General features: G+C 55.7%; 23 protein-coding genes and 1 tRNA gene. 9 read left to right on the top strand and 15 right to left on the bottom strand.

Annotation, left to right across the window (positions count from 1 at the left end; all coding sequences use genetic code 11):
- The first annotated feature begins 157 nt into the window (after positions 1 to 157).
- Positions 158 to 2929 (top strand): DNA gyrase subunit A, encoded by a 2772-nt coding sequence (gyrA, locus tag IFT84_RS14540; protein ID WP_192120602.1) that lies wholly within the window; start codon positions 158 to 160, stop codon positions 2927 to 2929.
- Between the two features lie 65 nt (positions 2930 to 2994).
- On the opposite strand, the gene radC is transcribed toward gyrA, so the two are convergent.
- Genes radC through sfsA form a run of 3 tightly spaced genes read right to left on the bottom strand, consistent with a single transcriptional unit; the run spans position 2995 to position 5414 of the window.
- Entirely contained in the window at positions 2995 to 3828 is an 834-nt protein-coding gene (gene radC, locus IFT84_RS14535) for a RadC family protein (protein ID WP_192120600.1), read from the bottom strand.
- Positions 3829 to 3835: 7 nt separating this feature from the next.
- Positions 3836 to 4663 carry a type I methionyl aminopeptidase gene (map, locus tag IFT84_RS14530; protein WP_192120598.1) on the bottom strand — a complete coding sequence of 276 codons (828 nt, stop codon included), beginning with the start codon at positions 4661 to 4663 and terminating at the stop codon, positions 3836 to 3838.
- 31 nt (positions 4664 to 4694) lie between these two features.
- On the bottom strand, positions 4695 to 5414 hold the full coding sequence (gene sfsA, locus IFT84_RS14525; RefSeq protein ID WP_192120597.1) for a DNA/RNA nuclease SfsA: 720 nt from the start codon (positions 5412 to 5414) through the stop codon (positions 4695 to 4697).
- Positions 5415 to 5527: 113 nt separating this feature from the next.
- Between sfsA and IFT84_RS14520 the strand changes: the two genes are divergently transcribed.
- From IFT84_RS14520 to recJ, 4 genes are all read left to right on the top strand, one after another.
- Positions 5528 to 5932 (top strand): hypothetical protein, encoded by a 405-nt coding sequence (locus IFT84_RS14520; protein ID WP_192120595.1) that lies wholly within the window; start codon positions 5528 to 5530, stop codon positions 5930 to 5932.
- A gap of 235 nt (positions 5933 to 6167) precedes the next feature.
- Positions 6168 to 7382 (top strand): LL-diaminopimelate aminotransferase, encoded by a 1215-nt coding sequence (locus IFT84_RS14515; protein ID WP_192120593.1) that lies wholly within the window; start codon positions 6168 to 6170, stop codon positions 7380 to 7382.
- An 82-nt stretch (positions 7383 to 7464) separates the two neighbouring features.
- Positions 7465 to 8787, top strand: a complete 1323-nt coding sequence (locus IFT84_RS14510; RefSeq protein WP_192120591.1) for a homoserine dehydrogenase — start codon at positions 7465 to 7467, stop codon at positions 8785 to 8787.
- A gap of 87 nt (positions 8788 to 8874) precedes the next feature.
- Complete coding sequence (gene recJ / locus IFT84_RS14505; RefSeq protein WP_192120590.1) at positions 8875 to 10677, top strand: single-stranded-DNA-specific exonuclease RecJ; 1803 nt, start codon at positions 8875 to 8877, stop codon at positions 10675 to 10677.
- A gap of 18 nt (positions 10678 to 10695) precedes the next feature.
- Here recJ and IFT84_RS14500 read toward each other — a convergent pair.
- Positions 10696 to 10770, bottom strand: a tRNA-Glu gene (locus IFT84_RS14500).
- Positions 10771 to 10958: 188 nt separating this feature from the next.
- On the bottom strand, positions 10959 to 14096 hold the full coding sequence (locus tag IFT84_RS14495; protein WP_192120587.1) for an autotransporter domain-containing protein: 3138 nt from the start codon (positions 14094 to 14096) through the stop codon (positions 10959 to 10961).
- Positions 14097 to 14398: 302 nt separating this feature from the next.
- Between IFT84_RS14495 and IFT84_RS14490 the strand changes: the two genes are divergently transcribed.
- Positions 14399 to 14749 carry a hypothetical protein gene (locus IFT84_RS14490; protein ID WP_192120586.1) on the top strand — a complete coding sequence of 117 codons (351 nt, stop codon included), beginning with the start codon at positions 14399 to 14401 and terminating at the stop codon, positions 14747 to 14749.
- Between the two features lie 102 nt (positions 14750 to 14851).
- Here the strand turns inward: IFT84_RS14490 and IFT84_RS14485 are convergent, their stop codons facing one another.
- The 5 genes from IFT84_RS14485 to IFT84_RS14465 all read right to left on the bottom strand — a co-directional run bounded on the left by IFT84_RS14485 (position 14852) and on the right by IFT84_RS14465 (position 19491).
- Positions 14852 to 15097 carry a hypothetical protein gene (locus IFT84_RS14485; RefSeq protein ID WP_192120584.1) on the bottom strand — a complete coding sequence of 82 codons (246 nt, stop codon included), beginning with the start codon at positions 15095 to 15097 and terminating at the stop codon, positions 14852 to 14854.
- A 103-nt stretch (positions 15098 to 15200) separates the two neighbouring features.
- A complete protein-coding gene (locus IFT84_RS14480) occupies positions 15201 to 15977 on the bottom strand; it encodes an amino acid ABC transporter ATP-binding protein (RefSeq protein ID WP_192120583.1) in 777 nt (258 codons plus the stop codon).
- Between the two features lie 16 nt (positions 15978 to 15993).
- Entirely contained in the window at positions 15994 to 17151 is a 1158-nt protein-coding gene (locus IFT84_RS14475; RefSeq protein ID WP_192120582.1) for an amino acid ABC transporter permease, read from the bottom strand.
- Between the two features lies 1 nt (position 17152).
- Complete coding sequence (locus IFT84_RS14470) at positions 17153 to 18346, bottom strand: amino acid ABC transporter permease (RefSeq protein WP_192120581.1); 1194 nt, start codon at positions 18344 to 18346, stop codon at positions 17153 to 17155.
- A 119-nt stretch (positions 18347 to 18465) separates the two neighbouring features.
- Complete coding sequence (locus IFT84_RS14465) at positions 18466 to 19491, bottom strand: amino acid ABC transporter substrate-binding protein (RefSeq protein WP_192120580.1); 1026 nt, start codon at positions 19489 to 19491, stop codon at positions 18466 to 18468.
- Positions 19492 to 19801: 310 nt separating this feature from the next.
- Here IFT84_RS14465 and IFT84_RS14460 point away from each other — a divergent pair, with 310 nt between their 5' ends.
- The gene (locus IFT84_RS14460; protein ID WP_192120579.1) at positions 19802 to 20992 is read left to right on the top strand and encodes a cystathionine beta-lyase; all 1191 of its coding nucleotides are present in this window, start codon (positions 19802 to 19804) and stop codon (positions 20990 to 20992) included.
- Positions 20993 to 21070: 78 nt separating this feature from the next.
- Positions 21071 to 21508 carry a DUF1489 family protein gene (locus tag IFT84_RS14455; RefSeq protein ID WP_192120577.1) on the top strand — a complete coding sequence of 146 codons (438 nt, stop codon included), beginning with the start codon at positions 21071 to 21073 and terminating at the stop codon, positions 21506 to 21508.
- Positions 21509 to 21517: 9 nt separating this feature from the next.
- Here IFT84_RS14455 and IFT84_RS14450 read toward each other — a convergent pair whose 3' ends face one another.
- The 5 genes from IFT84_RS14450 to IFT84_RS14430 form a co-directional block, all read right to left on the bottom strand.
- On the bottom strand, positions 21518 to 21796 hold the full coding sequence (locus IFT84_RS14450) for a hypothetical protein (protein ID WP_192120575.1): 279 nt from the start codon (positions 21794 to 21796) through the stop codon (positions 21518 to 21520).
- 61 nt (positions 21797 to 21857) lie between these two features.
- Complete coding sequence (locus IFT84_RS14445) at positions 21858 to 23327, bottom strand: serine hydrolase (protein ID WP_446737606.1); 1470 nt, start codon at positions 23325 to 23327, stop codon at positions 21858 to 21860.
- Between the two features lie 295 nt (positions 23328 to 23622).
- Entirely contained in the window at positions 23623 to 24222 is a 600-nt protein-coding gene (locus tag IFT84_RS14440; protein ID WP_446737605.1) for a transglutaminase-like cysteine peptidase, read from the bottom strand.
- A gap of 148 nt (positions 24223 to 24370) precedes the next feature.
- Complete coding sequence (locus IFT84_RS14435; RefSeq protein ID WP_192120571.1) at positions 24371 to 24982, bottom strand: PilZ domain-containing protein; 612 nt, start codon at positions 24980 to 24982, stop codon at positions 24371 to 24373.
- A 191-nt stretch (positions 24983 to 25173) separates the two neighbouring features.
- Complete coding sequence (locus IFT84_RS14430; RefSeq protein WP_192120569.1) at positions 25174 to 25800, bottom strand: PAS domain-containing protein; 627 nt, start codon at positions 25798 to 25800, stop codon at positions 25174 to 25176.
- Positions 25801 to 26041: 241 nt separating this feature from the next.
- Here IFT84_RS14430 and IFT84_RS14425 point away from each other — a divergent pair, with 241 nt between their 5' ends.
- The gene (locus tag IFT84_RS14425; RefSeq protein WP_192120567.1) at positions 26042 to 26794 is read left to right on the top strand and encodes a rhomboid family intramembrane serine protease; all 753 of its coding nucleotides are present in this window, start codon (positions 26042 to 26044) and stop codon (positions 26792 to 26794) included.
- The last annotated feature ends 63 nt before the right edge of the window (positions 26795 to 26857 follow it).

Raw genomic sequence — 26857 nt, 5'->3', positions numbered from 1 at the left:
GTGAAACTTATGCCTTAATGAGAAGGGATCGTGAAGAGCGCGCCCGAAAAGCCTGTATAAAACGAAAAGCCTGTATAAAACCTGGGCTGAAATTGGCGCTGGAGCGCTCATTCGGCTATACTGATTGTCTGATTCTGAACAAAGATCGTGATCGAAATTGACTGAGCAAAGCACACCCGGCGGCGGCAAGAATCCACCAGGCATCGAACCCATTTCCATTATGGAGGAAATGCAGAGGTCCTACCTCGATTACGCCATGAGCGTTATCGTCAGCCGCGCGCTTCCCGATGTTCGCGACGGTTTGAAGCCAGTTCATCGCCGCATTCTCTACGGGATGAGCGAACTCGGCATCGACTGGAACAAGAAATACGTCAAATGTGCCCGCGTCACCGGTGACGTCATGGGTAAATTCCACCCCCATGGCAATTCCGCGATTTACGACGCTCTGGCGCGCATGGCGCAGCCTTGGTCGTTGCGGTTGCCGCTGATTGATGGTCAGGGCAATTTCGGGTCCATCGATGGTGATCCGCCAGCGGCTGAACGTTACACCGAGTGCCGTCTTGAGAAAGCCGCACATGCGCTTCTCGACGATCTCGACAAGGACACGGTGGACTTCCGTGATAACTACGATGGCACGCTGAGCGAGCCCGTCGTTGTTCCCGCGAAATTTCCGAACCTGCTGGTCAATGGTGCCGGCGGTATCGCTGTCGGCATGGCGACCAATATTCCGCCGCACAACCTCACCGAAGTGATCAATGGCTGTATCGCGCTGATCGACAATCCGGCGCTGGAACTGCCCCAGCTGATGGAGATCATTCCAGGACCGGATTTTCCGACGGGTGCGTTGATTTTGGGCCGTTCGGGCATCCGGCAGGCCTATGAGACGGGCCGTGGCTCGGTCATCATGCGCGGTCGTGCGCATATCGAGCCAATGCGCAATGATCGTGAGCAGATCATCGTGACCGAAGTTCCCTATCAGGTGAACAAGGCGACGATGATTGAGAAAATGGCCGAACTGGTGCGTGACAAACGCATCGAAGGTATTTCCGATCTGCGCGACGAGTCGGACCGTCAGGGCTACCGGGTTGTTATCGAGCTGAAGCGCGATGCCAATGCCGAGGTGATCCTGAACCAGCTTTATCGCTATACGCCGCTGCAAAGCTCGTTCGGCTGCAACATGGTTGCACTGAATGGCGGCAAGCCGGAGCAGATGACGCTGCTCGACATGTTGCGGGCTTTCGTCTCGTTCCGCGAGGAAGTCATCAGCCGCCGTACGAAATACCTTCTTCGCAAGGCGCGTGAGCGCGCGCACGTCTTGGTCGGTCTGGCAATCGCGGTTGCCAATATTGATGAAGTCATCAAGCTGATCCGTCAGGCGCCGGACCCGCAGACGGCGCGCGAACAGTTGATGGAACGCCGCTGGCCAGCCCATGACGTCGATTCGCTGATCCGGCTGATTGACGATCCTCGTCATCGTATCAATGAAGACAACACTTACAATCTCTCGGAGGAGCAGGCTCGCGCTATCCTCGAACTGCGCCTGCAAAGATTGACGGCTTTGGGTCGTGATGAAATTGCCGAAGAGTTGAACAAAATCGGTGCGGAAATCATCGATTACCTGGATATTCTCGGCTCGCGCTTGCGGATCATGACCATCGTCAAGGAGGAGCTTGCCGCTGTTCGGGACGAGTTCGGCACGCCGCGCCGCACGGAAATCGCTGACGGCGGACCGGACATGGACGATGAGGATCTCATCGCTCAGGAAGACATGGTCGTGACCGTTTCGCATCTGGGCTACATCAAGCGGGTGCCGCTGACGACCTACCGGGCGCAGCGCCGTGGCGGCAAGGGCCGCTCCGGCATGGCGACGCGGGATGAGGATTTCGTCACGCGGCTGTTCGTTGCCAACACCCATACGCCTGTTCTGTTCTTCTCGTCGCGCGGTATCGTGTACAAGGAAAAGGTCTGGCGTTTGCCGATCGGCACGCCGCAATCTCGCGGCAAGGCTTTGATCAATATGCTTCCTCTGGAAGCCGGTGAACGCATCACCACCATTATGCCGATGCCGGACGATGAAGCCATGTGGGAGAACCTCGATGTGATGTTCTCAACGACGCGGGGAACCGTTCGCCGCAACAAGCTGTCGGACTTCGTGCAGGTCAATCGCAATGGCAAGATTGCGATGAAGCTGGATGAAGAGGGCGATGAAATCCTGTCGGTGGAAACCTGCACCGAGTTTGACGATGTGGTGCTGACCACGGCGCTCGGCCAGTGCATTCGCTTCCCGGTCACGGATGTGCGTGTGTTTGCCGGTCGCAACTCCATCGGTGTCCGAGGTATTTCGCTGGGCGAAGCTGACCGGGTTATTTCCATGACCATTCTGGGCCATGTGGAAACGGAGGCATCCGAGCGCGCCGCCTATCTCAAGCGTGTGTCGGCTGAGCGTCGCAGCAGCGGTGAAGATGTCGAGGACATTCAGCTCGTCGGTGAGGATGCAGGCGAACTGGCGGAACTTTCGCAGGAGCGCTATGAAGAGATGAAGGCACGGGAGCAATTCCTGCTGACCGTTTCTGAAAAAGGCTTTGGCAAGCGGTCGTCCTCGTACGACTTCCGGGTGTCCGGTCGCGGTGGCAAGGGGATTCGCGCCACAGACACCTCCAAGGCCAAGGAGATCGGTGAACTCGTCGCCGCATTCCCGATCGAAGACAAGGACCAGATCATGCTGGTGTCAGACGGGGGTCAGTTGATCCGCGTGCCGGTTGTCGACATTCGCGTGGCAAGCCGTGCGACGAAGGGCGTCACCATCTTCTCCACCGCCAAGGACGAAAAAGTCGTGTCGGTTGAGCGGATCAGTGAGCCGGAAGCGGAAGAGGAAATAGAAGGCGAAGCGCCTGCGCCTTTGGAGGCGGAAACACCAACAGACGAATAAGCGAAAGCCGGGCATAGCCCGGCTTTTTTAGTTTTTAGCTCAAAAAGACGTGTCAAATCGTTGATTTAAATCAGCTTCAGGCCCTTCAGGCTAACATGGCCTTCCTTGCCGATGATGATGTGATCGTGAACCGTAATGCCAAGCGGCTTGGCGGTCTCGATGATCTGTTTGGTCATATCGATATCAGCACGCGACGGTGTCGGGTCACCGGACGGATGATTGTGCACGAGGATGAGCGCGGTTGCTGATAATTCCAGAGCGCGTTTTACGACCTCACGGGTATAGACCGGCGTATGGTCCACAGTGCCGCGTCCCTGAATTTCATCGGCGATCAACGCGTTGCGTTTGTCCAGAAACAGAATGCGGAATTGCTCGGTGGTTTCATAGGCCATGGCTGCATGGCAATATTCAATGACCGCCGACCAGGAGGCGAGAACCTTTTTGCCCCGCAGTTCACTTTTCAGCATGCGATGGGCGATGGTGGCGATCAATTTGATATCGAGTGCAACACTTTCGCCGATGCCTTTTACCTCCTGCAACAAAGCAGGGGGCGCACCGAACACGCCGGCAAGCGACCCGAACCGGTCGAGTAAGGCTTTGGCAATAGGCTTCGTATCGCGGCGCGGTATCAACCGAAACAGAAGAAGTTCCAGAATTTCGTAATCTGCCAGCGCAACGTCGCCGCTTTCACGATACCGCGCACGCAGCCGGTCCCGGTGGCCGTGATAATGAAGATCATCGGCACCTTTTGTCGGTCCGCTTGGTTTCTGGTTGCGACTGACCTGCGTTGCCGGATGATCAGCGAAGAATCCCCTCTCATCGGCAACCTCGTGATCAAACGACGCAGTTGGCTCTTCCAATCCGGTGGTCGGCTTGGAACGGGACGGGTCTTTCGCCATGGAATTGTCAGCCGCTCAGTCCGGGACGGTCAAGACCCCCGGGAGACAGTGTGAACACTTCACAGCCGGATGTCGTGACGCCGACGGTGTGTTCGTACTGCGCCGACAACGACCGGTCCCGTGTCACAGCTGTCCAGCCGTCTGCCAGCACCTTGACCTGTGGCCGACCCAGATTGATCATCGGTTCAATTGTGAAGATCATGCCTTCGCGCAATTCCGGGCCTTCGTTTGCCCGGCCGTAATGCAGAATGTTGGGGGCGTCGTGAAATACCTGACCCACACCATGACCACAGAAATCACGCACGACTGAACAGCGCTCGGCTTCCGCATAAGTCTGAATAGCCTCACCGATTGCGCCGGTGCGGGCGCCGGGCTTGACCGCCGCTATTCCCCGCAACAGGCTTTCATAGGTCACTTCCAGAAGACGCTCAGCCGACCGCTTGATTTCACCGACCGGATACATGCGGCTGGAATCACCGTGCCATCCATCGATGATATAGGTGACGTCGATGTTGACGATATCACCTTCGCGCAAGGGCTTGTCATTGGGTATGCCATGGCAGACAACATGGTTGATCGAGGTACAGACAGATTTCGTATAGCCACGGTAATTCAGCGTTGCCGGAAGCGCGCCGTTGTCCATGCCGAACTCGAAGACGAACCGGTCGATCACATCGGTTTTAACGCCCGGCTTCACGATATCCACCAGCGCATCGAGGCAGCGCGCAGTCAACTGGCATGCGCGGCGCATGTTCGCAAATGCGTCCTCGTTGTAAAGCCTGATCACGCCGGTGTTGCGGAGTGGCGCGGAGGCGGCGTCGATATAGGTTACCATGGCAGAAATTCCGATTGCGTCATGGGTCAAGTCATAAATCAGCTTGCCCCGGTTCGTCCATCGCTATCACCCCATCTACAACGATTTGGTGCGGAGATATGGTGCATTTGATGCCAAACGCTTCTACACCGCGCCGCATCGCGCGCCGAAAGGCCACACCATAAACGGGATCAAGCTCTTCGCATATCGAAAGCCGCGAGCAGTCTGAACGTTGTATCACGTAGAGCATGATGGCCCGGTGTCCGGCTTCAACCATATCACCAAGTTCCTCAAGGTGCTTCGCGCCACGTGCCGTAACACTGTCCGGGAATTCGGCAAGCCCCATAACACGCGTAAAATGGACGTTCTTGACTTCCACATACGCCTGCCCGAGAACCGGGTCGCTAAGCAGAATGTCGATGCGAGAATTTTGCCCATATTTCTGCTCGCGCTTTAGGTCTTGATAGGCTGCGAGATTTGAGAGCAAACCTGCATGTATGGCTTCTTCCGCAAGGCGGTTGGGCATGCCCGTATTAATGCCCACAATTGTGCCATCAGCTTCAACCAGTTCCAGCATATGCCGGTACTTTCGGGTCTTGCTGTTGTGTTCAGACAACCATATGCGGGAGCCTGGCGTGGTCAATCCCCGCATGGAGCCGGTGTTGGGGCATGATCCGGTGATTTGTGTACCATCCGCCAGAATGGCATCGAACAGGAAACGCTTGTAGCGTCGGATCAAGATGGCGGGCACAAGCGGTGTTGAGAAAAGCATAAGGTCCTTGGCACTTTGCAGCGCGTGGCATAAACGTGTTTTGTATTTTTACATTCTGCAGCAAAGAGAATACAAGTGCGGACACAACAATCGCTTATTACGGGCAGGGTACTATGAGAGACGTTTTTAGCAGGGATTTAAGCCGCCTTGGTTTGATGCTGGTAGCAGGCTGCCTCGTCACGGTGGTCTCCGGCTGTGCGTCTTCCAATAAGGATACTGCTCAGCGCCGGCAGGCTCCGGCGGTGATTATCGATACAGATACGACATCGGCTGGCGAGGGTGTGTCAACAGCCCTTCGCAAGACCGGAACTTATCCAAGCCTTGGTGGGCCGCTTCGCGCTGCCAACCGTCAGTTGAGCGCCACGGATGTATCCAGCATGTCCAGCCAGTTGCAGGCGTTAAGCAACGCGCGCGCGACCGGGGTAATCTCGGACGCAGAATACAAGACGCGGCTGGCGGAACTCGAAAAGCTGTCGGCAACCCACGGTGCGGAAACGCTGAAACAGATCGAGCAATAACGCGTTTCACGAGCAGGCACCGTGAGACATGTTCTCGTTTATCATGCCACTCCGTGAAATCAGCCAAAGTGGTTTGTTCGACATGCTTTAGCACTTGCGTTTCGCTTCATTTGGACGCAAAGCGTGAGATGCAATCTGCTTCGCAAGACCCAGTGGGCAGGGCGGATTGTCCTGTCTAGAACTGTGCGAGGTCCTGGGGCTCATGCGCTCAGCTCGCGCGAAATGAGGTTGAGAAATGGAAGAGTTTCACAAAGTACGCCGCTTGCCGCCTTACGTTTTCGAACAGGTCAACCGTTTGAAAGCCAGCGCACGAGCGGGTGGAGCCGACATTATCGACCTTGGCATGGGTAACCCCGACCTTCCCACCCCCCAGTCCGTCGTCGACAAGCTCTGTGAGGTTGTGAAAGATCCGCGCACCCACCGCTATTCCACATCCAAAGGCATTCCCGGCTTGCGCAAGGCGCAGGCTAATTATTATGCGCGCCGCTTCGGTGTAAAGCTGAATCCGGATACGCAGGTCGTCGCAACGCTTGGGTCCAAGGAAGGCTTCGCCAATATGGCGCAGGCCATTACGGCACCCGGTGATGTCGTTTTGTGTCCTGACCCGACCTATCCGATCCACGCATTCGGTTTCTTGATGGTGGGCGGTGTTATACGCTCGATACCGGTGGAGCCGGACGACAGTTTCTTCCCGCCGTTGGAGCGTGCCGTGCGCCACTCCATCCCCAAGCCGCTGGCGCTAATCATCAATTACCCGTCAAACCCGACAGCGCAGGTCGCATCGCTGGACTTCTACAAGGAAGTGGTGGCCTTCGCGAAGAAGCATGAAATCTTTATCCTGTCGGATCTGGCCTATTCGGAAATCTACTTTGACGGCAATCCACCGCCATCGGTGTTGCAGGTTCCGGGCGCTATGGATGTCACGGTAGAGTTTACTTCCATGTCCAAGACATTTTCCATGCCCGGCTGGCGCATCGGGTTTGCGGTGGGCAATGAGCGGTTGATTGCCGCGCTGACGCGAGTGAAGTCCTATCTGGACTACGGCGCGTTTACCCCCATTCAGGTCGCGGCAACGCACGCGCTGAATGGGGATGGTTCGGACATTGAAGAGGTCCGCACCATCTACAAGCGTCGCCGGGATGTGATGGTAGAATCCTTCGCGCAAGCGGGTTTCCACGTGCCGCCGCCAGCGGCCACAATGTTCGCCTGGGCCAAAATCCCGGAAAAGTTCCGCCACCTCGGTTCGCTGGAGTTTTCCAAGTTGCTTGTTGACAAGGCCCATGTCGCGGTTGCGCCGGGCATTGGCTTCGGCGAGCAGGGTGACGAGCATGTGCGCCTTGCGCTGGTTGAAAACGAACATCGTATTCGCCAGGCAGCCCGGAGCATCAAGAAATTCCTGTCGACTGCCGATGAAACGCTCCACAACGTGGTGACGCTCAACCAGCGTTAACATCAGCGCTCAAAATTCGGCAAATTTATATCCACCGCTCCGCCAGACTGGCGGAGCTTTCTTGACACGTAAGGAAGATAGAATGGCAGATGCCCTGAAACTTGGCATTGCGGGCTTGGGAACCGTTGGCGCATCGCTGGCGCGAATTCTTCAGGATCGGCGTGACATGCTGACCACAACCTGCGGCCGGGCTATCGACATTACTGCCATTACTGCACGGGATCAAAGCCGCGACCGTGGCTTTGATGTGTCCGGTATCACATGGTTCGACACCGCGGACGCACTGGCCGCAAATGCAGACATCGATGTCTATGTGGAACTCATGGGTGGGGCCGGCGACCCGGCGTATTCGTCCGTCAAGGCGGCGCTGTCACGCGGCATTCACGTGGTTACCGCCAACAAAGCCCTGCTTGCAGCCCACGGAACCGAGCTAGCAGAAATTGCCGAAGCCAATGGAGCCTTGCTGAATTACGAGGCGGCCGTGGCTGGCGGCATTCCGGTCATCAAGGCGCTGCGCGAGTCGCTGACCGGCAATACGGTTTCGCGCGTGTACGGTATCATGAACGGCACATGCAATTACATCCTGACCAAGATGGAAAAGGAAGGTTTGGGGTTCGAAACCTGTCTGAAAGAAGCTCAGCGCCTTGGCTACGCCGAGGTTGACCCTGCTTTCGACATCGAAGGCAATGATACTGCCCACAAGCTGTCGATCCTGACCAGTCTGGCCTTCGGCACGGCGATTGCAGCGGATGATATCTATCTTGAGGGTATCACGAACATTTCGATACAGGATATTCATGCGGCCGCCGAACTCGGCTACCGCATCAAGCTTCTGGGGGTCGCGCAGCGCACCGAGAGCGGTATTGAGCAACGCGTTCATCCCACCATGGTGCCGCTGGATTCGGTCATTGCGCAGGTTGAAGGCGTGACAAACGCTGTCGCCATCGAGTCCGATGTGCTCGGAGAACTGTTGATGGTCGGACCGGGTGCAGGGGGCAACGCAACTGCATCCGCCGTGCTGGGTGATATCGCTGATATTGCGAAAAGTCGTCCGGGTGCGCAGAATGTCCCGGCTTTCGGCAGACCCGTCGCATCGCTTGCGCCATACCAGCAGGCGACGATGCAAAGCCATGAAGGTGGCTACTTCATCCGTCTTTCGGTCGAAGATCGAGCCGGTGTCTTTGCAAGCATTGCAACACACATGGCACAAAACCATATATCGCTGGAATCGATTGTACAGCGCGCGCGTCAGCACGACGCGGCAAACGAGCCGCAGACGATTATTCTCGTGACCCATGCGACCACGGAGGATTCCGTCCGTAAAGCCGTTGCTATGGTCAAGGGTGAAGGATATCTGGTGGGCGAACCGCAGGTCATTCGCATCGAGCGGCCTAAGGCGTCCTGACGTTTGCTTGGCACCGCCAGGTGATTTCAACCGGTGCTTTCGCCAGAAAGTGCCGGTTTTTGCTTTAATGAAAACGGAGATCTGCGTATGAGCACTTTGGTAGATCCGGTAGAGAGGGCATTCCTCGGCGTTGAAACCTCTGTATCCGGCCAGCGCTGGGTTTCCCGACTGGATCAGGCCGGTCTAAACCGTGCGCTCGCCATCAGCCAGACACACGGTTTTTCCGACATTATCGCCAGAGTTCTTGCCGGACGCGGTGTCTCCATGGACGATGCTGTGTCCTTTCTGGACCCGACGATCCGCAACCTGATGCCGGACCCGGATGTGCTGACAGACTGCCGCAAGGCCGCTATCCGTATTGTTCAAGCGATAGAGCGTAGCGAAAACGTCGTGATTTTCGGCGACTATGATGTCGACGGGGCCACATCATCCGCGCTGATGTTTCGCACTCTGCGGCACTATGGGCTGGAGCCAAGCATCTACATCCCCGACCGCATCTTTGAAGGATATGGCCCCAATCCAACTGCCATCGGCCAGTTGATCGATAAGGGTGCAACGCTCATTGTGACTGTTGACTGCGGTTCCACCAGTTTCGAGGCTTTGGCTGTTGCGGCTGAACGCGGTGTGGATGTGGTCGTGATCGATCACCACCAGACAGGCCATGCGTTGCCGATCTGTCATGCTCTCGTCAATCCAAACCGGGACGATGATTTGTCGGGGCAGGGGCATCTGTGTGCTGCAGGCGTCGTGTTCATGGTGCTGGTCAACCTGACACGTATCCTGCGCGAAGCGGGCGACAAGCGTGTTGCGAGTTTCGATCTGCTCGCACTGCTGGACCTCGTGGCGCTCGGAACCGTGTGCGACGTGGTTCCGTTGAAGGGGCTCAATCGTGCCTATGTGGTCAAAGGACTGATTGCGGCACGGCGGATGGGAAACCCCGGTCTGTCAGCGCTGTTTCAAAAGGCGGGACTGGGAGGCCCGGTTACGCCCTATCATTTCGGTTTCATGATCGGCCCGCGCATCAATGCGGGGGGCCGCATCGGCGACGCGGCACTGGGAAGCCGTCTGCTGGCGATGGAGGACGCGAGCGAGGCAATGGACATTGCAACGCGCCTCGATGAGTTGAACCGGGAACGGCAAGCCATGGAAATCGCCATGCTGGCCGAGGCCGAAGCGGAAGCACTGGCCGAGTATGGCGACGGCAGCGATGCATCGGTCATCGTGACGGCCCGCCAGAACTGGCATCCGGGTATCGTGGGTCTGCTGGCCTCCCGTCTGAAGGACAAGTTTCGGCGGCCCGCGTTTGCCATCGCATTCGATGTGAATGGTAAAGGCACCGGCTCCGGGCGCTCGATCAACGGCTTTGATATGGGACGGATGGTCAGGGCTGCAGTCGATGCCGGTATTCTGGTCAAGGGCGGCGGCCACGCTATGGCTGCGGGGTTGACTGTGGAGCGTGCGCAACTTGGTAAGCTCCGCAGCTTCTTTCAGGATGCTGCGGAAAAAACGGTCCGCTCGCTCGTCGCATCACAAACCCTGAAGATTGACGGGGCACTGGGTGCAGCAGGCGCAAACATTGCTCTGCTTGACCAACTGGAAATGGCTGGTCCCTATGGCTCCGGCCATGCGCAACCTGTTTTTGCATTCCCGGCGCACCGCATCGTGGATACGCGTCAGATCGGGGTCAATCACATCAAAATCACGCTGGAAGGGCCTGACCGTTCCCGGCTGGACGGTATGGCGTTCCGCGCACTGGAAACACCACTCGGAGACTTTCTTCTGGGGGCGTTGGGCATGACAGTTCACGTTGCCGGATGCCTGAGCGCGGATCAATGGCAAGGCAACAAACGCATCCAACTGCGCATCATCGATGCTGCGAAAGCGTTATAGGAAGATGGAGAGAACAAGTGGCACGCCCTAGGGGAGTCGAACCCCTCTTTCCAGAATGAAAATCTGGCGTCCTAACCGATAGACGAAGGGCGCGTGCGGCTTGTGTGGGCGCTTTATAGGCAGGCTCTGAGATTCCCGCAAGCGCTAAAATCGTGTTTCTTCAAAAAAATTCGCGGGAAATTCTGCAAAGAAAAAGGTCGAACTATCATCGCTTTAGCAAGGCGGAACCGTGTCAGGCAAACATCCAGTTGCCTGACACGGAAGGTCTCCATATGAGACGTTTAGAACTTCAACGCGAAGTTGATTTTTGCGCCATTGCTGCTTGTACCATCACCAAACTGACCATGATAGGACAGACCAAGCGTAGCCTTGTTGGTGACGGCATAGTCAAAACCGGCCTCGATCAAAGCGGCGTTCTTCGCAATGGGGACGCCCGCAATCAGGAAGCTGTCACTTCCTGTAAAGCTGCGTGTTCCCACGGTTTCAATATCCCCGAACGCATGGCGCCAGCCAAGCGTGCCAAACAGAGACGCTTGAGGCCCGATTATATCAAGAGGCGTGGATGCCCGAAGCCCAACTGTGGTGAATGTCGTGTTGGTCGATTCGCTACCAACCCGTAGACGTCCGTCGCCGCCTTGCTCCGTGAAGCCGTCGGTATGGAGCCGCACATTGGCAAGCGCCGCGAACGGCTCAAGCGTGACGGTATCCAGATTGGTGCGATAAGCGAGTTCGCCGAAGCTCTGGAACGTGCTGGCATCGTAGCTTGCAGAGGTACTGTCTCCAAACCCGGGGAAGGCTATGCTGCGGTTTGCCTGAACATCATGGAAGCTGTAGGCGAGCCCGGATCGATACGACAGGTTACCCCATTCGGTACCACCGTAGAGGCCGACATGGTAATTGTCGCTTTCTACACTGGACCGGCTTACGTCACCATCGACGTTGGACCGGCTGTAGCCGAACAAGGCGCCCAGGCGGAATGTTTCGGGAAAGCCAGCCGATGCAAGCGGGTTGGCCAGTGTCGTATCGCCTCCGAACAGAATACCGCGTGTATCGTGGTCAATACCGGAGGCGTTCCCGTTGCCGTCAATATCGCCCCATTCTCCAATGCCGCGTGACCAGACTGCCGGGTCTTGTGAACCGGCTGAGGCCCGTAGCCGCTCGGTCGCCGTATCGCGGACCAGATGGCTGTCCTCGATCAAAGCGGTGGCCGTGGACGAATAGATCTCACCCGACAGGTGATCAAAACCCAACCCGGCTGTGTCCCGCGTGGAAGACAGAACCGCTCCAACGGCTGCGTTGGTGGCGGGCAGCGTTTCCAGTGCATGGGCAACCGCTGCCTGATTGCGGGTTGTCGCGACCGACGCGAACTGAACGGCATTTCTTTCAAATCGCAGGGATACGTCGTCTGCCGAATAGCTGAGTGTGGGATCCAGAAAAGCGAGGTTGGAGGTCGCTTCAGTGAAGGCTCCTGTGACGCCGCCCTCTGACCTCAAGATCGTGTAGCTGGTATCGGCGCTGTAGCGTCCGGAAGCAGCGAGAACCCGCAGACTTCCTCCGTTCAGAACCGTATTTCCCTGAACGACAACCTGATCGGACTGACCGTCCGCCGTTACATCCAGAGCGTAGTAGGAGCCCGGATTGAACTGGAGATTGTTGGTAACGCGAAGCGTACCAATACCCAAGCCGGGACTAACGCCTGCGCCGTTGCCGAGTGCGAGCGTCCCTACGGAGCCGAAACCGGTCACAACGCCGCCTGCTGATACATCGAGTGTGCCGGTTACGCTGCCCCGGTTGAGCAGAGTGCCCCCGGAAATCGATGCAGACTGAATGGAGCCGGCATTGTCAAATGTCCCCCCGGTATTTGTAACGTCGACAATTGTGCCGTAATTGGCGCTTTGTCCGGCATTGACGATGGATGCGACCGTAGCTGTGTCATTGTTGACAAAGGAACCACCACCTTGAACGTCCGTTGCCGCCAGCGTGCCATTGTTGACAACGCTACCGCCGGATACGACCGTAGACCCTTGCACGGTGCCTGTAGCGTTATTGACGAAACTTCCGGCGGTATTGTTCAGCGATTGAACGGTCCCATCATTCAGAACCGAGCCCGAATTCTGAATGGATGCAATGGACGCATCCCGATTGTTGATTAGAGACCCAGTCGAGCCCACAGTGGTTGCTGCGACGGTCCCGTTATTCGTCAATCGGCCACCAGTGAGCGTGGCCGCTTGCGTCACGGAACCGGTGCCATTGACGATGGCTTCGCCACCCGTCACGGAAAGCGAGCTGACCGCTCCATCTGTGATAAACGTGCCGCCGGAAATTGCAGCGATGCCTGTGATGGTGCCACCGGCATTGTTGACGGCTTGTCCGGATGTGGAGGTCAGCGCAGCAATCGCGCCGTCATTCCTCAACGTGCCGGAATTGCTCACTTCGGTAATGCTACCGCTCACGTTGTTTGTGAGTGTTGCGTCGCCAGCGACCGTGGTCGATGAAAGGCGACCACTGTTGGCAGCCTCGCCAGCGGTCACGACAGTATTTCCCGTAACAACGCCATTTGTGTTGTTATTGAACCGGTTGGAGGAACGCACGGAGGATATGGAACCGTTATTGGTGACCTCGCCCTGGCTGACGACGTCCCCGACGGTTGCGGCAACATTGTTGACCAGATTGGCCCCTGCGCTCACGGCGGATGAACCAAGGGTCCCGTTGTTGATAACGCTACCGCCCGTGGCATTCAGTTGCCCGGAAACAACGCCGCTGCCATTGTTGGTAAAGCTGCCTGACGTATCGAGAGATGCGACCTGGCCGTTGTTGGTAAATGTTCCGCTATTCACCATGGTCTGGACAACGCCGGTTGCGTTGTTCGTAACCGTTGCAGCGCTCACCGCCGAGATGATTGTACCGTTGTTTTCCACAGTCGCGGGCTGCGCGACGTTGATGGATGATATGGTGCCGGAATTGGTTACCGTTCCGCCATTGGCTGAGACCGGCGACAGGAGCGTTCCGCTCTCAAGCACCGAAAGTGTCGCCGCGCCTGTCAGGACAGTGCCGCCCGAGGCCGAAACCGTCCCGTTTTGAATGTTAAGGACACCATTATTAGAGATGGCGATGGAGTTCACGGCGATACTGGCGCGGACAACCGATTCGCTGATCGTGATCGTGACATTGTCGCCGGACGCTGGGGTCTGAGACGGAGCCCAGCCGACCGGATTGGCGAAATCCTGATCCGGTGCGCCTTGCCAGGAAAGATCAGCCGCAGACGCCGGCGCAGCTAGAACGGCAAGGGGGAAAAGGGTTGCAACGACATGCACAGGAAGCATTGCGGAACGCGCCGGTGAACGGACAGGGCTGAGCGCGGAAGATCCTGAGATCATCCCCATCCGGGCATTGAAGCCTTTGAAAATATGATTTGCCACTGTGCTTCCCCCGCAAGTAAAGTCTAATATAATTCCGCAGATGCGCGGATAAATAACTGATTTTTATGCTGTAAACGAAATGGGTTATGTTGAGAATAGCTGGCCGTTAGCTAAGGATTTAAGTTTATATCTGTGCTCAATATGCAACGGGAACTTTTTATATCATAAATAGATAATTTTCGAAGAGTAGCGACGGAAGCGTGTGTATGGTGGCTCGCGGAACTTAGTGTAGCCGAGCGTGTTGTAGCGCTGAAGCGCTTGCGGGCACGCTGCTCCGGCGTAGTGAATAAAGGAGCACCTGTATGTTTAAAAGATTGTGCCTGACTGTAACTGCCGCAACCTTGGCCTTCAGCCCGCTTGTCCTGAGCAATCCAGCGTTTGCTCAGGATCTGGAACTTCAACTCGGCAAGGATCTGCGGATCGTACGCCCAGATGATCGTGGGCCACCGCCACGTCGCGATCGCGATGATGACCGTCGTGCGGGTCGCGGGCAGTGTGATCCTGATGATGCCGAGGACCTAGCGCGCGATGCAGGCCTTCGACGCGCCCACGTTGTTCGCGTCACGCCCCGGCGCATTGTTGTGGAAGGCATGACGCGCCGCGGCCCGGACCGTATGACGTTTGCAAACGAACGAGGCTGCCCGGAAATCTAAATTTTCAAGGTGCCAAGAGCCCCCGATATTGCGCGAGCGATGCGGGGGTTTTTCTTTGCCTGCAGATTTCAGGAAATGGTCGGCGTTGCTGAATTGGATATGCTAATTGCCAAGCAAAGCTGCCAGGTCAGGTATCTCACCATGCGCACCGAGAATGCGGGGACTGCTCATATCCCCGGTTTCTGAATCCACCTGTACCGCGTACGCAGCTACGCCAACGAACCGATCCGCCATGGCAGCTGCAATCCGCTCAGCAGAAGCCGGGTTCGACGCCTGACGCATTTCTCCCGGCACCAGATTGCCGCGATTTTTCTTGTAGGGAATGATGATATATTTCTCGTCAGCCATGAAGAACACCTTTTTGTTCTCAATATGTTCATTATGCGTGATAAGTCAAGGCTGACCATGCAGCGGAGTGCAGGTCCGTTGTGGCCTGCACCCCTATGCTCTCCTAGTGCAGAATCTGGCTGAGGAAAAGCTTCGTACGTTCATGCTGAGGATTGTCGAAGAACGCCGTTGGCTCGTTCTGCTCTACGATCTGGCCCTGGTCCATGAAGATAACCCGGTTGGCCACCTGACGCGCAAAGCCCATTTCGTGAGTAACGCAAATCATGGTCATGCCTTCCTCGGCAAGACCAACCATGGTGTCCAGCACTTCCTTGATCATTTCCGGATCAAGCGCCGACGTCGGCTCGTCGAACAGCATGACGCGCGGATTCATGCATAGTGAACGCGCAATCGCCACGCGCTGTTGCTGCCCGCCAGAAAGCTGACCCGGGTATTTATTGGCCTGTTCCGGAATTTTCACTCGCTTCAAGAAATGCATCGCGACTTCTTCCGCCTGCTTCTTGGGCATCTTGCGAACCCAGATTGGCGCCAGCGTGCAGTTTTCCAGAATGGTCAGGTGCGGAAACAGGTTGAAATGCTGGAACACCATACCGACTTCGCGGCGTACTTCGTCAATCTTTTTCAGATCATTCGTCAGTTCCGTACCATCAACGAAAATCTGTCCCTGCTGATGTTCTTCCAGACGGTTGATACAGCGGATCATGGTTGATTTTCCCGAGCCGGAAGGACCGGCCACCACAATCCGTTCACCGCGCATCACCTTGAGGTTGATATCGCGCAGAACGTGAAAATCTCCATACCACTTGTTCATGCCGATGATTTCGATGGCCACATCGGTGTCGGAGACCGTCAGTTTCGACGCTAGGGCTGAATTTGTCATGGGATACCCCTGTAAATTATCGTTTGTGGCCGCGATCAAGGACGCGTTCCATGAAACCAGAATATCGAGACATTCCAAAGCAGAATATCCAGAAGACGAAACCTGCAAACACCAACCCACTCATGGGTGTTACGGGCGAAGCCCACGCGCTGTCGGAAAAATTAAGCCGGACAATGCCAAGCAAATCAAACATGCCGATAATAGACACGAGTGAAGTATCCTTGAACAGACCGATGAACGTATTCACGATCCCCGGAATGACCAGTTTTAAAGCCTGGGGCAGAATAATCAGGCCTGTTTTCTGCCAGTAACCCAAGCCAAGGGAATCCGCGCCTTCATACTGACCCTTTGGAATAGCCTGCAGACCGCCCCGGATAACTTCCGCCATATAGGCGGATGCAAACAGTGACACCCCGATCAACGCCCGCAGAAGCTTATCCACGGTCATGCCCTGAGGCAGAAACAGAGGCAGCATGACGCTGGCCATGAATAGAACCGTGATAAGGGGAATACCCCGCACCACTTCGATAAAGATGGTGCTCAACAACCGGATCACGGGCAGCGTGGAGCGTCTGCCAAGCGCCAGCATGATGCCAAGCGGCAGTGACACCGATATGCCGACGAACGACAGAATCAAAGTCACCAGAAGGCCGCCCCATAGGGGAGTTTCCACGTACGGGAGACCAAACACACCACCCAGAAGCAGCACGAAAGCGACAACAGGCAATGCGCCAAACAGCAACACGGCATTGACCGCCTTATGTTTGACGGACGGCATAAGGATTGGGATCAGAAGAGCGATGAAGAGTACCGCAACAAGCATCGGACGCCATCTCTCTTCAACGGGATAGCGACCAAACATGAACTGCGGAAACTTATCTGCAACAAACGCCCAGCAGGCGCCGCTCCATCCGTCTGGCTTGATGCCGCCTTGCGCCACTGTCGAGCAGACAGAACGGTCAGTGCCGGACCACGACGCATTGACAAAGAGCCAGTTGGCCGCGTGTGGCAGAACCCACACCAGCAACGCCAATGCAAGAAGAGACAGAACGGTGTCCTTCGGCGTTGCAAACAGATTGGTTCGCAGCCAGTGGACCACACCGCCGGTTTTCGTTGGTGGTGCGATTGGAGGCAGAATGTCACGGCGCACGAAACTTGGGTTTTGCGTTACCATGTTATCTCTCCACCAAAGAAACGCGTGCGTTGAACCAGTTCATGATGGCAGCGGTGATAAGGCTCAGCGACAAATAGACGATGATCCATATGGATACGACTTCAATGGCCTGACCGGTCTGGTTCAGGATCGTGCCACCAATGGCAACGAGATCTGCATACCCCACGGCGACCGCAAGGGAAGAGTTCTTCATGAGGTTTAGATACTGACTGGTGAGCGGCGGAATGATGATCCGCATGGCTTGCGGTACAACAACCAGACGTGTGGTTTGACGCGGACGAATGCCAAGTGCATGAGCTGCTTCAGTCTGACCCTTGCTGACGCCACGGATACCGGAACGTACAATTTCTGCAATGAATGCTGCTGTGTAGAACGAAAGCGCGAGAAACAGCGAAATGAATTCGGACCCAATCGTAGAGCCACCCCGAATACCGAAGCGCCCGGCAACCGGAACCTCGAAGGTCAACGGCATTCCCGAAAGAATGAGTGTGAGCGCGGGAAGGGCGATCAGGATCGCTATGCTGATGGCAAGCACCGGCAAGGACCGGCCCGTGGCTGCCTGCCGCTTCTTCGACCATAGGACAAGGCCGATGACCAAAGCAAAGGCGACCAGACATGCGATCAGCGTAAGACCGAAACCATCGCCAGCCAACGGCTTGGGAAACAGCAAACCCTGATTGTTCAGGTAGGTATCCAGCGGTAGATTTATGGACTCCCGGGGTAGGGGCAGCAGCGACAGAATGGCATAATACCAGAAAAAGATGACCAGCAGCGGCGGTATGTTGCGGAAGAACTCGACATAAGCCAGAGAGAGTTTCGCAATCAGCCAGTTGTTGGACAACCGTCCGATGCCGACGATAAATCCGATAATGGTAGCGGTAATAATGCCGGTAACGGCAACCAGAATGGTATTGGTCAAGCCGACGATAAAAGCACGGCCATATTTGGAATCGCTGGTGAAGGCGATCAGTGACTGACCGACGTCAAAACCTGCCCGACCATTTAGAAAGCCGTATCCCGAGGCGATGTTGGAGCGATGTAGATTTTCGACAGTGTTGGAAATGATCCAATACAGGCAGAGAGCAATCAGAAAAAGTGCAATCGCTTGATACATGACCCCGCGAACTTTTGGATCGTTAAAGAACGATCCGGTCCGCCCGCTTTTGCGTGGCGGATTGAGGGCGTCCATAGCCATAAAAACCTCTTTCCCCTAGACCATTGATGGCCAATTCATGGGCACTGTTTTCAGCGTTCCCAGTCTGCTTCCCGGCGTGGACTTTTTTGCCAACCACGCCGGGAAGTGTATCAATAGGCTTAGCGAACTGGCGGAGCGTATTGCAGCCCGCCCTTGTTCCACAAGGCATTCAGGCCGCGCTCAATCTTGAGCGGGCTCCCGGCGCCAATATTGCGGTCGAACACTTCGCCGTAATTGCCAACGGCCTTGATGATGTTCACGGCCCAATCGTTGGTCAGCCCAAGATCCGTGCCGATCTTGCTATCGGCTTCGACGCCCAGGAAGCGCTGAATATCGGGATTTGCCGACTTCTTCATTTCCTCGACATTGGCCTGAGTGATGCCAAAGTCTTCTGCATTCACAAGCGCGTAGTGAACCCAGCTGATAATGTCGAACCACTGATCGTCACCTTGGCGGACAGCAGGTCCAAGTGGCTCCTTGGAAATGATTTCCGGCAAGACTTCATGGTCGTCCGGTGCTGCCAGCGTCAGACGGAGCGAATACAGGCCGGACTGGTCCGTGGTGTATACGTCGCAACGACCAGCATCATAGGCCGAGTTGACCTCTTCCAACTTTTCGAAAACGACCGGGTTGTATTGAAGGTTGTTGGTCTTGAAGTAATCGGCCAGATTGAGTTCCGTCGTAGTACCGGTCTGCACGCAAACGGCAGCGCCGGACAGCTCGAGTGCGGATTTCACATTCAGGCTTTTGCGAACCATGAAGCCCTGACCATCATAGTACGTCACCGGACGGAAATTCAGGCCAAGAGCCGTATCGCGGTTGATGGTCCACGTTGTATTACGCGACAACACATCCACTTCACCGGACTGTACGGCGGGGAAACGCTCTTTTGCTGATAGGGGGGTGTATTTTACTTTCGTTGCATCGCCAAACACCGCAGCAGCAACCGCCTTACAAAAATCGACGTCAAATCCGGTCCAGTTTCCAGCCGAATCAGGTGACGCAAAACCGGTCAGACCTGTGTTCACACCGCACTGCAGAAAGCCTTTTGCTTTCACATCAGCCAGTGTTGCAGCCGAAGCGCCCTGTGCTCCCAGACCCAGCAAAGTGGCCCCAACCAGCGCGGTCACAATCTTTTTCGCCATATTTACAACCTTTTTTGTTGTCCCTTATTATAAGCGCACCAGCTTTGACCGGCAGATGCACCCGCTACTGCTTTCAGCGTGCGTGCCCTATCACAGTATTAAATCACCATCGGGTCAAGTCTGGGTGCGCTTTTTTGCCTCTTTTCGGGCAAAATATCAATAAGCGCTAAAATTTAATCGATTTGCTGTGGATTGTAGCAGTCATCAGGCCGTGAAGCAGCCCTGAAGGGGCATAGGCTCGATAAGTTCTTGACCTGCCGTTCCACGGGGTTGAAAAGCAGGCGAGCGTAGCTTGGATGTGGGATTCGATATGACCGAGAAGAAATCAAAGCTGGCAAATGCCGGGATCAATACGCAACTCGCCCATAACGGCTTTACCCCAAAAGATTATCATGGTTTCATCAACCCACCCGTTGTTCACGCATCCACTGTGCTGTTTGACAATGCGAGGGGTATGGAGACGCGGGCTCAACCGTACACCTACGCCACCCGTGGTACCCCGACCACCGATGCTTTGTGCGAAGCCATTGATGAACTGGAAGGATCTGCTGGAACGATCCTCGTTCCCTCGGGTCTTGCGGCGGTAACCGTTCCAATGCTGGCGTTTTTGTCGGCGGGTGATCATGCACTGGTGGTTGACTCGGTCTATCAGCCCACCCGCCATTTCTGCGATACCATGCTGAAAAGGTTGGGCGTAACCGTTGAATATTACGACCCTGCGATAGGCGCGGGTCTTGCAGCGCTGATGAAACCAAACACCCGGCTGGTTCATACGGAATCACCGGGTTCAAACACCTTTGAAATGCAGGACATCAAAGCCATTTCTGATGTTGCACATCGACATGGCGCCGTGGTGACCATGGACAATACCTGGGCGACGCCGCTCTACTTCAAACCGTTGGAGCATGGCGTGGATATATCAATCCATGCCGCGACGAAATATCCTTCCGGGCATTCCGATATCCTGATGGGAACTGTATCGGCGAATGCGCAACACTGGGAACAGTTGAAACAGGCCAATATCACGCTGGGCATCTGCGGGTCGCCCGATGACAGCTACCAGATTCTGCGCGGTTTGCGAACGATGAACCTGCGACTGGAGCGGCACCAGGAAAGTGCGCTTCACATAGCGCGCTGGCTTGAGCAACGGGAAGACGTGTCGCGCGTGTTACAGCCCGCGCTACCAAGCTTTCCCGGGCATGACCTGTGGAAGCGTGACTTTACAGGCGCGAGCGGCATATTCTCATTCATTCTGAAGGTTGATAGCCCCGATCAGTTCAGGGCCAAGGCCCATGCGTTTCTTGATGCGCTTTCGTTGTTTGGTCTGGGATGGTCGTGGGGTGGCTACAGCAGTTTGGCCGTTCATGTTGGATTGTCTGACCGAACGATCACCAAAGTGCCGGAGGATGGGCCAGTGTTGCGGCTTCAGATCGGTCTTGAAGATACCAAGGACCTTATCGCCGATCTCGGTGTGGGATTTGACGCCGCTGGCTCTATATAAGGTACAGCGCAGACAAAGAGGCCGAGCGACATCATGCGTCAGAAGTGTCGCACGACGCTTGAGGCCGGGACATGAAGCATGGCATTACATCTGATTAAATTGTGTGTTGGCGCCGACTCAATCGATGACCTGCGTGACTGGGTTTCGCGTCGAGCGCTTCTGGAAGTTGCCGCCGGTCGTGATCCCCATTCGTCTCACGTAACCCGAATGGTGCCGAAACGTATTGAGGAGTTGCTGGATGGCGGGTCGCTCTACTGGGTCATCAAAGGCCAGGTTCAGGCCCGCCAGCATCTGCTGGATATTCGCACATTCATCGATGGTGAAGGCATTACCCGTTGTGACCTGAAATTAGGGCCTGAAGTCATTGAGACCGTGCCGCAGCCGCGACGGGCGTTTCAGGGATGGCGTTATCTGAAGGAAGGCGAAAACCCTCGGGATCTGACGGTTTTGACCGGCGAGGCGGCAGAGATGCCTTCGGAGCTTCGACGGGAACTCGCGGAACTTGGCCTGCTTTAAAATACAGCTTTACTCACCCTGTGGCAATTTCATACGCAGTGGCGATGCATTTGCCGAGCCGCGAACACGAATACGCAGTTTCGCTTCAGGTTGGGTTGAACGCCAGGCGCGTGCGCCATGCGTCAGCAAAAGTCCGACAAGGTCACGGGTTTTTTCTCGCGGACGGTTAAGGCCTATATCTGCAATACGCATTGCCGCTTCATGCAAGGGGTGGAGGCCGGAACCGAGGCGCTTGCGCTTGCCGGTGGGGGCAGGAACAAGGCCCGGAATATTTTCATTAATTGCCATAATCGACCTCGTTACACAGTACACATCGAGGGATGCAGCGGGCAGAACGCGCCCGCCGTTGCTATTGTAGGCTTGCCCAGCAGGCAAATCCTTGATTTTTCAGTGCCTTGCAAGCGGACAAAGCCTGAGTCTGGCCGGTAAATCCGGAGAAACGGGCGCGATAGAGTTGCGAGCCACTATCACCGAAGGCAACAGTAAATGGCTTGGCTTGGGACAGAGCCCGTCCGCCCTTTTGCTTCGCCGTGTCCAGCAGCGCCATGGCCTGGTTCTTGTCCGGCGTGGCGCCGATCTGGATGACCCAGCCAGCGCTTTGAGCTGAGGATGTGGATGCCGTTGTCAGGCTGTCAACCTGTTCAATCACTTCGGTGGCGACAGGGTTCGATCCACTTTCGAGCTGGCGCTGCTGTTCCTGAAGCGAGGAAATGACGACGGCGCGATTTACGATTGGATTGTTGGATTTGGCAGGTGCGGCGTAAGCCATTTCTACCGGTGCGTCAGACTCATAGCGCACAGTTGGAACCGGTCCGCGATGGGGAAGGACCGACCCGCTCACGGTTGCAACGATTGACGGCTCTACAGCATCCGGTACGGAGGCCGGTGCGGCCTGTGCGACGACGGGAGCAGGGGCCGTTTGCGCGATCAGATTTCCATTCCCGCCACGGGTGGATGCGGCCGGCATATATTTTTCAATCAGGCGTCGCATCTGAGCATCACGAGCACCGCCGGATGTACCGCCCAGCACAACGCCGACAACGCTACGGCCATCCGCCTGTGCGGAGGTAACGAGATTGAAGCCGGAGGCGTTCGTGTAACCGGTCTTGATGCCGTCAACGCCGCGAACGGTGCCTAAAAGACGGTTGTGATTGCCGATAACCTGCTTGCCAAACTTGAAACTACGGGTCGAAAAATACGGATAGTACTGTGGAAAATGCTGGCGCAGCGCTATTCCGAGCCGTGCCTGATCCCGTGCCGTTGTCTTCTGAGCGCTGTTTGGAAGGCCGTTCGCGTTGCGGTAGGTCGTGCGTGTCATGCCAAGCGCACGCGCTTTCGATGTCATGATTCGTGCAAAACGATCTTCCGAGCCACCAAGAAATTCGCCAAGTGCAGTTGCCGCATCATTGGCAGAGCGTGTCACCAAGGCCTGGATACCTTGCTCTACCGTAATTGTCGTGCCCGCCCGCACACCCAGTTTTGAGGGAGGTTCCATAGAAGCATTTTTAGAGATCGGGACCGGCGTATCCAGACGGATCTTACCGGACTCCAGCGCCTCGAACACCAGATAAAGGGTCATCATCTTGGTCAGCGATGCGGGAAAGCGATATTCGTCGACGTCCTGCCCGTAAATGACCTTGCCCGTCTTGGCGTCGACAACGATCCCGGCATATTTGGGGTTCGCATGGGCCTGACCGCTCATGACCGCAACCGACAGGACACCGGTGATCAGAAGTTTTGAACACACGCCAGACCATGCTGCACGCAGTTTATGAAATCGGTCGGAATTTATAGCTTGGGACACAGCTTCACTCTTCATGCTCAAATCTTACCGGATCTCCGGAGGCTGCTTCCGGAAGCGACTATCGGACGAACCTAGCGGCACAGCGTTACCAATCGGTTTATGATGAATGATTGGTTTCCAGAAAAAATGCCTTCTTTCCATTTATTTTTAGGGGATATGGCAAAGCTAAGGACATCCGCGCGACATGACCCATTAATTAGGCGAAATTGGGCATGCCATAACAAAAGGCGCGGTGAGGGGCCGCGCCTGTCTGTTCACTCCTGATGATGTCCGCCTAATCTCGTTTTGGCGTCTGCTTATCGCACAGGCTTTAGCGAACGCTACCAACGGCAACCGCGCGGCCATCCTGAATCTTCATCCACCGGCTGGAATTGTCAGCCGCTTGCCGTTTCAGGAACGTGTATTCGGTCTCCGACCACAGGAGAATGCTTTCGCGCATGTTATCGAGGACAAAATCACCCCTGTCGGTCGTTACCGTCAGCACGGCATGGCCTTCGCCGTTCGTTTGAAGCACAACTGTGATGAGAAGGTTGGAGGGTGCGAAACCCGCCGCAATCAGGTTGCGCCGCTTCAAAAGGGCAAAGTCCTCGCAGTCACCCGCCGTCGTGGGGTAGGCCCAGTATTCTTCCAGGCCATAGACATCTTTGTCTGTCAGTGGCGAGACGGCAGCGTTGACGGTTTTGTTGATCTCGACAAGTTTCGCCCAATTGGCAGCTGTCAGCGGCAGGGGCGCCTCGGCCTGTGTCGGTCCACATTCAGCGGGCAGACGCTTGCAGAATTCGTAATGACCGATCGGTGGATTGGTTCGTGACGAAATATCCATGACCGGTCGTCCTGCCCATGCGGCAGCAAACGTCATCATCAGAAGCATCATGCAAAAGCCGGCGATTCTAAATACTGCGAGTGCCATGTCTATCTCCCTCAACGAGAGGATAATGACAGATAGGCTTTTACGTCAGACGAATTGTCGAAGTAAAATAAAGCTCAAAAGCAAGTAGAATACAGTTAAAATCATACGGGTTAGAGTAGCTGCCTGTTAACCATACCCGCACGTCTTGTCAGATGAAGGCTGTCAGCGCATCCTTGGACTGCACGGCGGAAAACTCTATCGCTACACCTTCAGCAAAGTGGCGAACAATGTGGCCGCGCATAGTGCCAAGGGTGATAGCGGTCCCGACATTCGGACGTATTTCCAGATCGACCGCCGCACCAGACAGAGACAAATCGATGATACGGCACGCAATCTTTTCTCCGGATGGAAGGGTGATATCCGTGCGGGTACGCCTCGGTGTCAGGCGGTCATGACGGCGGTCTTCCGGAAGGCCAAGCTCGTGCCGGTTGGCGATCCAGGTCAATTGCGCTGCAAGCTTGGTTCGCTTTCGATCTGTCGCTGTCAGACGCAAAACAAATGCATGATCCGCCAGACGGCACACGGGACCTTCCAGCCGCCCGATTTGCTCCACATAAGCGATGATATTTTCCCCGAAACGTGGACGCGCGGTACAGGTGATGTAAACATCCCCCGGAGACATTTCGGTGACCTGACAAGCGAATTCGTCGCGGCTTTCGGTCATCAGCCGCCCGGGCAGGCTGACGGTCACCCGTTGGAACGAGCGCTGCTCCAATGACGAAGGTCCTTTGGCTACTGACGAATCAAGGGATGACTGCATGCGTCTCTCGCAGGTAAGCTGTTGCTCCAGCCTTCATATACCGTTCGCAATCGCTAAAATAGACAATTCTTTGCATCGGTTGTTTTTTTAGAAGCATGTCACTGAAACTGCACAGCGGTTTTGCGATGCCGATCTGCAACCAAACCAGAACCTGACGCGGGGAAATCGGCTCTTAAAGGTTGCAATACGCTTCAGTCTTGACGCCCGCCTTCAAATACCCGCAGGTGAAGGACGCGGCGAATAGCGTTTCCCATTGCCGCAGGTCGTATGACGGCAACGTTTTCAGCCGGAGCCTTCTTCTCCGATTCAGGGTGCGCAGCATCGTGTTCCGCAGCCATCGGGCAGATGCTTTTAATCGTCAGCCCCTGAATGTCGTCCGTGTTAAGCCATGACGGCAAATCAAGCGGCACTAGCGTTCCAATCAATCGGTCTGCAACGTGCCCGTCGGATGATAACGGAAGCAATGCAACTTCCACATTGAAGTGCCGCTCTGACTTCGTCAGCATGGTCGCTGAAATCAAATGAGGCTCTTTGAATGCTGTGGTCCGTGTGATCGTTCGATGCAACGCTGTGCGTGATTCCGACAACCAGATGTTTTCAAAACCGGTATTCCGAAGTTCTTTGCCCATCAGGCTGCAGATATTCGTACCGGCGAGGCGAACTGTCGTCGTCTTGTCGTCTGACGGCTGCAGAATGAAAACATCGGCGAGAATCGTTCGCATCTCTGCAGGCTGGATATCGCGCCGCAGGGGGACAGGCCGACCTGCGCACAGTCTTGTCCAATACTCGAAAATTTCATTTGCGGTCTTGCTACGCATTACACTAACCCGTCATGAGTTTAGACTGTACCATCATGGCACAAAAACAGTCTCTTCATCACTTTGCGAATCGCCGGATATTATCCTTCGTTCCATTAGTATTGTTGATAGCGAAGCCGAAATGCAATTGAGGATGGCATGAAAAAGCCAGTAGATACACGAATTCGAGAGCTTACATTGAAACGGCCATAATGGTTTACCTATTTGATCAATAGACTTTTATGAAAATCTGCGAGACTTGATGAGTAATACCCCAAAAATTGATGGTACAGAACGCGCTAGCCCTGCGCAGCCTCAGTTGCCAGTGCGTGAGCCTGCATTCAACCTTCCCGGTAGTCTACTCTTCATATTGAGTGCGCTCGTGGTGATACATGTTCTGCGCCTTTACGCGCTGAGCGCTGACATGGATAATGAACTGCTCTACAACTTTGCCTTCCTGCCAGCGCGCTATGATTATCCGCTGTTGGAACAGGGCTGGGCCTGGCTATGGTCACCCATAACCTACTCGTTCCTGCATGGCGGTTGGGAGCATCTGATTTTCAATGCCTTCTGGCTTGTGGCTTTCGGTGCGCCTGTCGCGCGGCGGATCGGCCCTGCGCGTCTTGCCGTCTTCTGGTGTCTGGCCGCGCCTGCCTCGGTCGCGATGCATGTGGCGTTTCACTGGGGCGAAGAGGTCATTGTGATTGGCGCCTCCGGTGTCGTCTCGGCCCTTATGGGAGCGGCGGCCCGGTTTGTTTTTTCGCCGAATGGTGGCATCGAGCGTCAGGATGCACACCGCAATGCGCGTTTAAGTATTCCGGCCGCATTGTCGAACCGATCCGTTCTAACGTTCGCTGCCATTTGGCTTGTAACGAATTATGTGCTCGGCTCGGGCTTGCTGGGGGGTGTCAGCGCGACGGGCCCGGTCGCCTGGGAAGCGCATATGGGCGGCTTCCTGTTTGGTTTTTTGCTGTTCGGGCTGTTCGACGCAAACGGATCTCGTCGTTTTCGCTAATACGCTTTTGATTGCGCGCGTTTGAAGCTACGATAGGCCGCGGCCAATCGGAGGAGTGCGGCT

It is taken from the genome of Rhizobium sp. CFBP 8762, assembly GCF_014841565.1.
In the GTDB taxonomy this organism is placed as follows: Bacteria; Pseudomonadota; Alphaproteobacteria; order Rhizobiales; family Rhizobiaceae; genus CFBP-8762.
The sequence above is the reverse complement of the archived record's forward strand: the minus strand, read 5'-3'. Positions and strand labels throughout refer to the sequence as shown.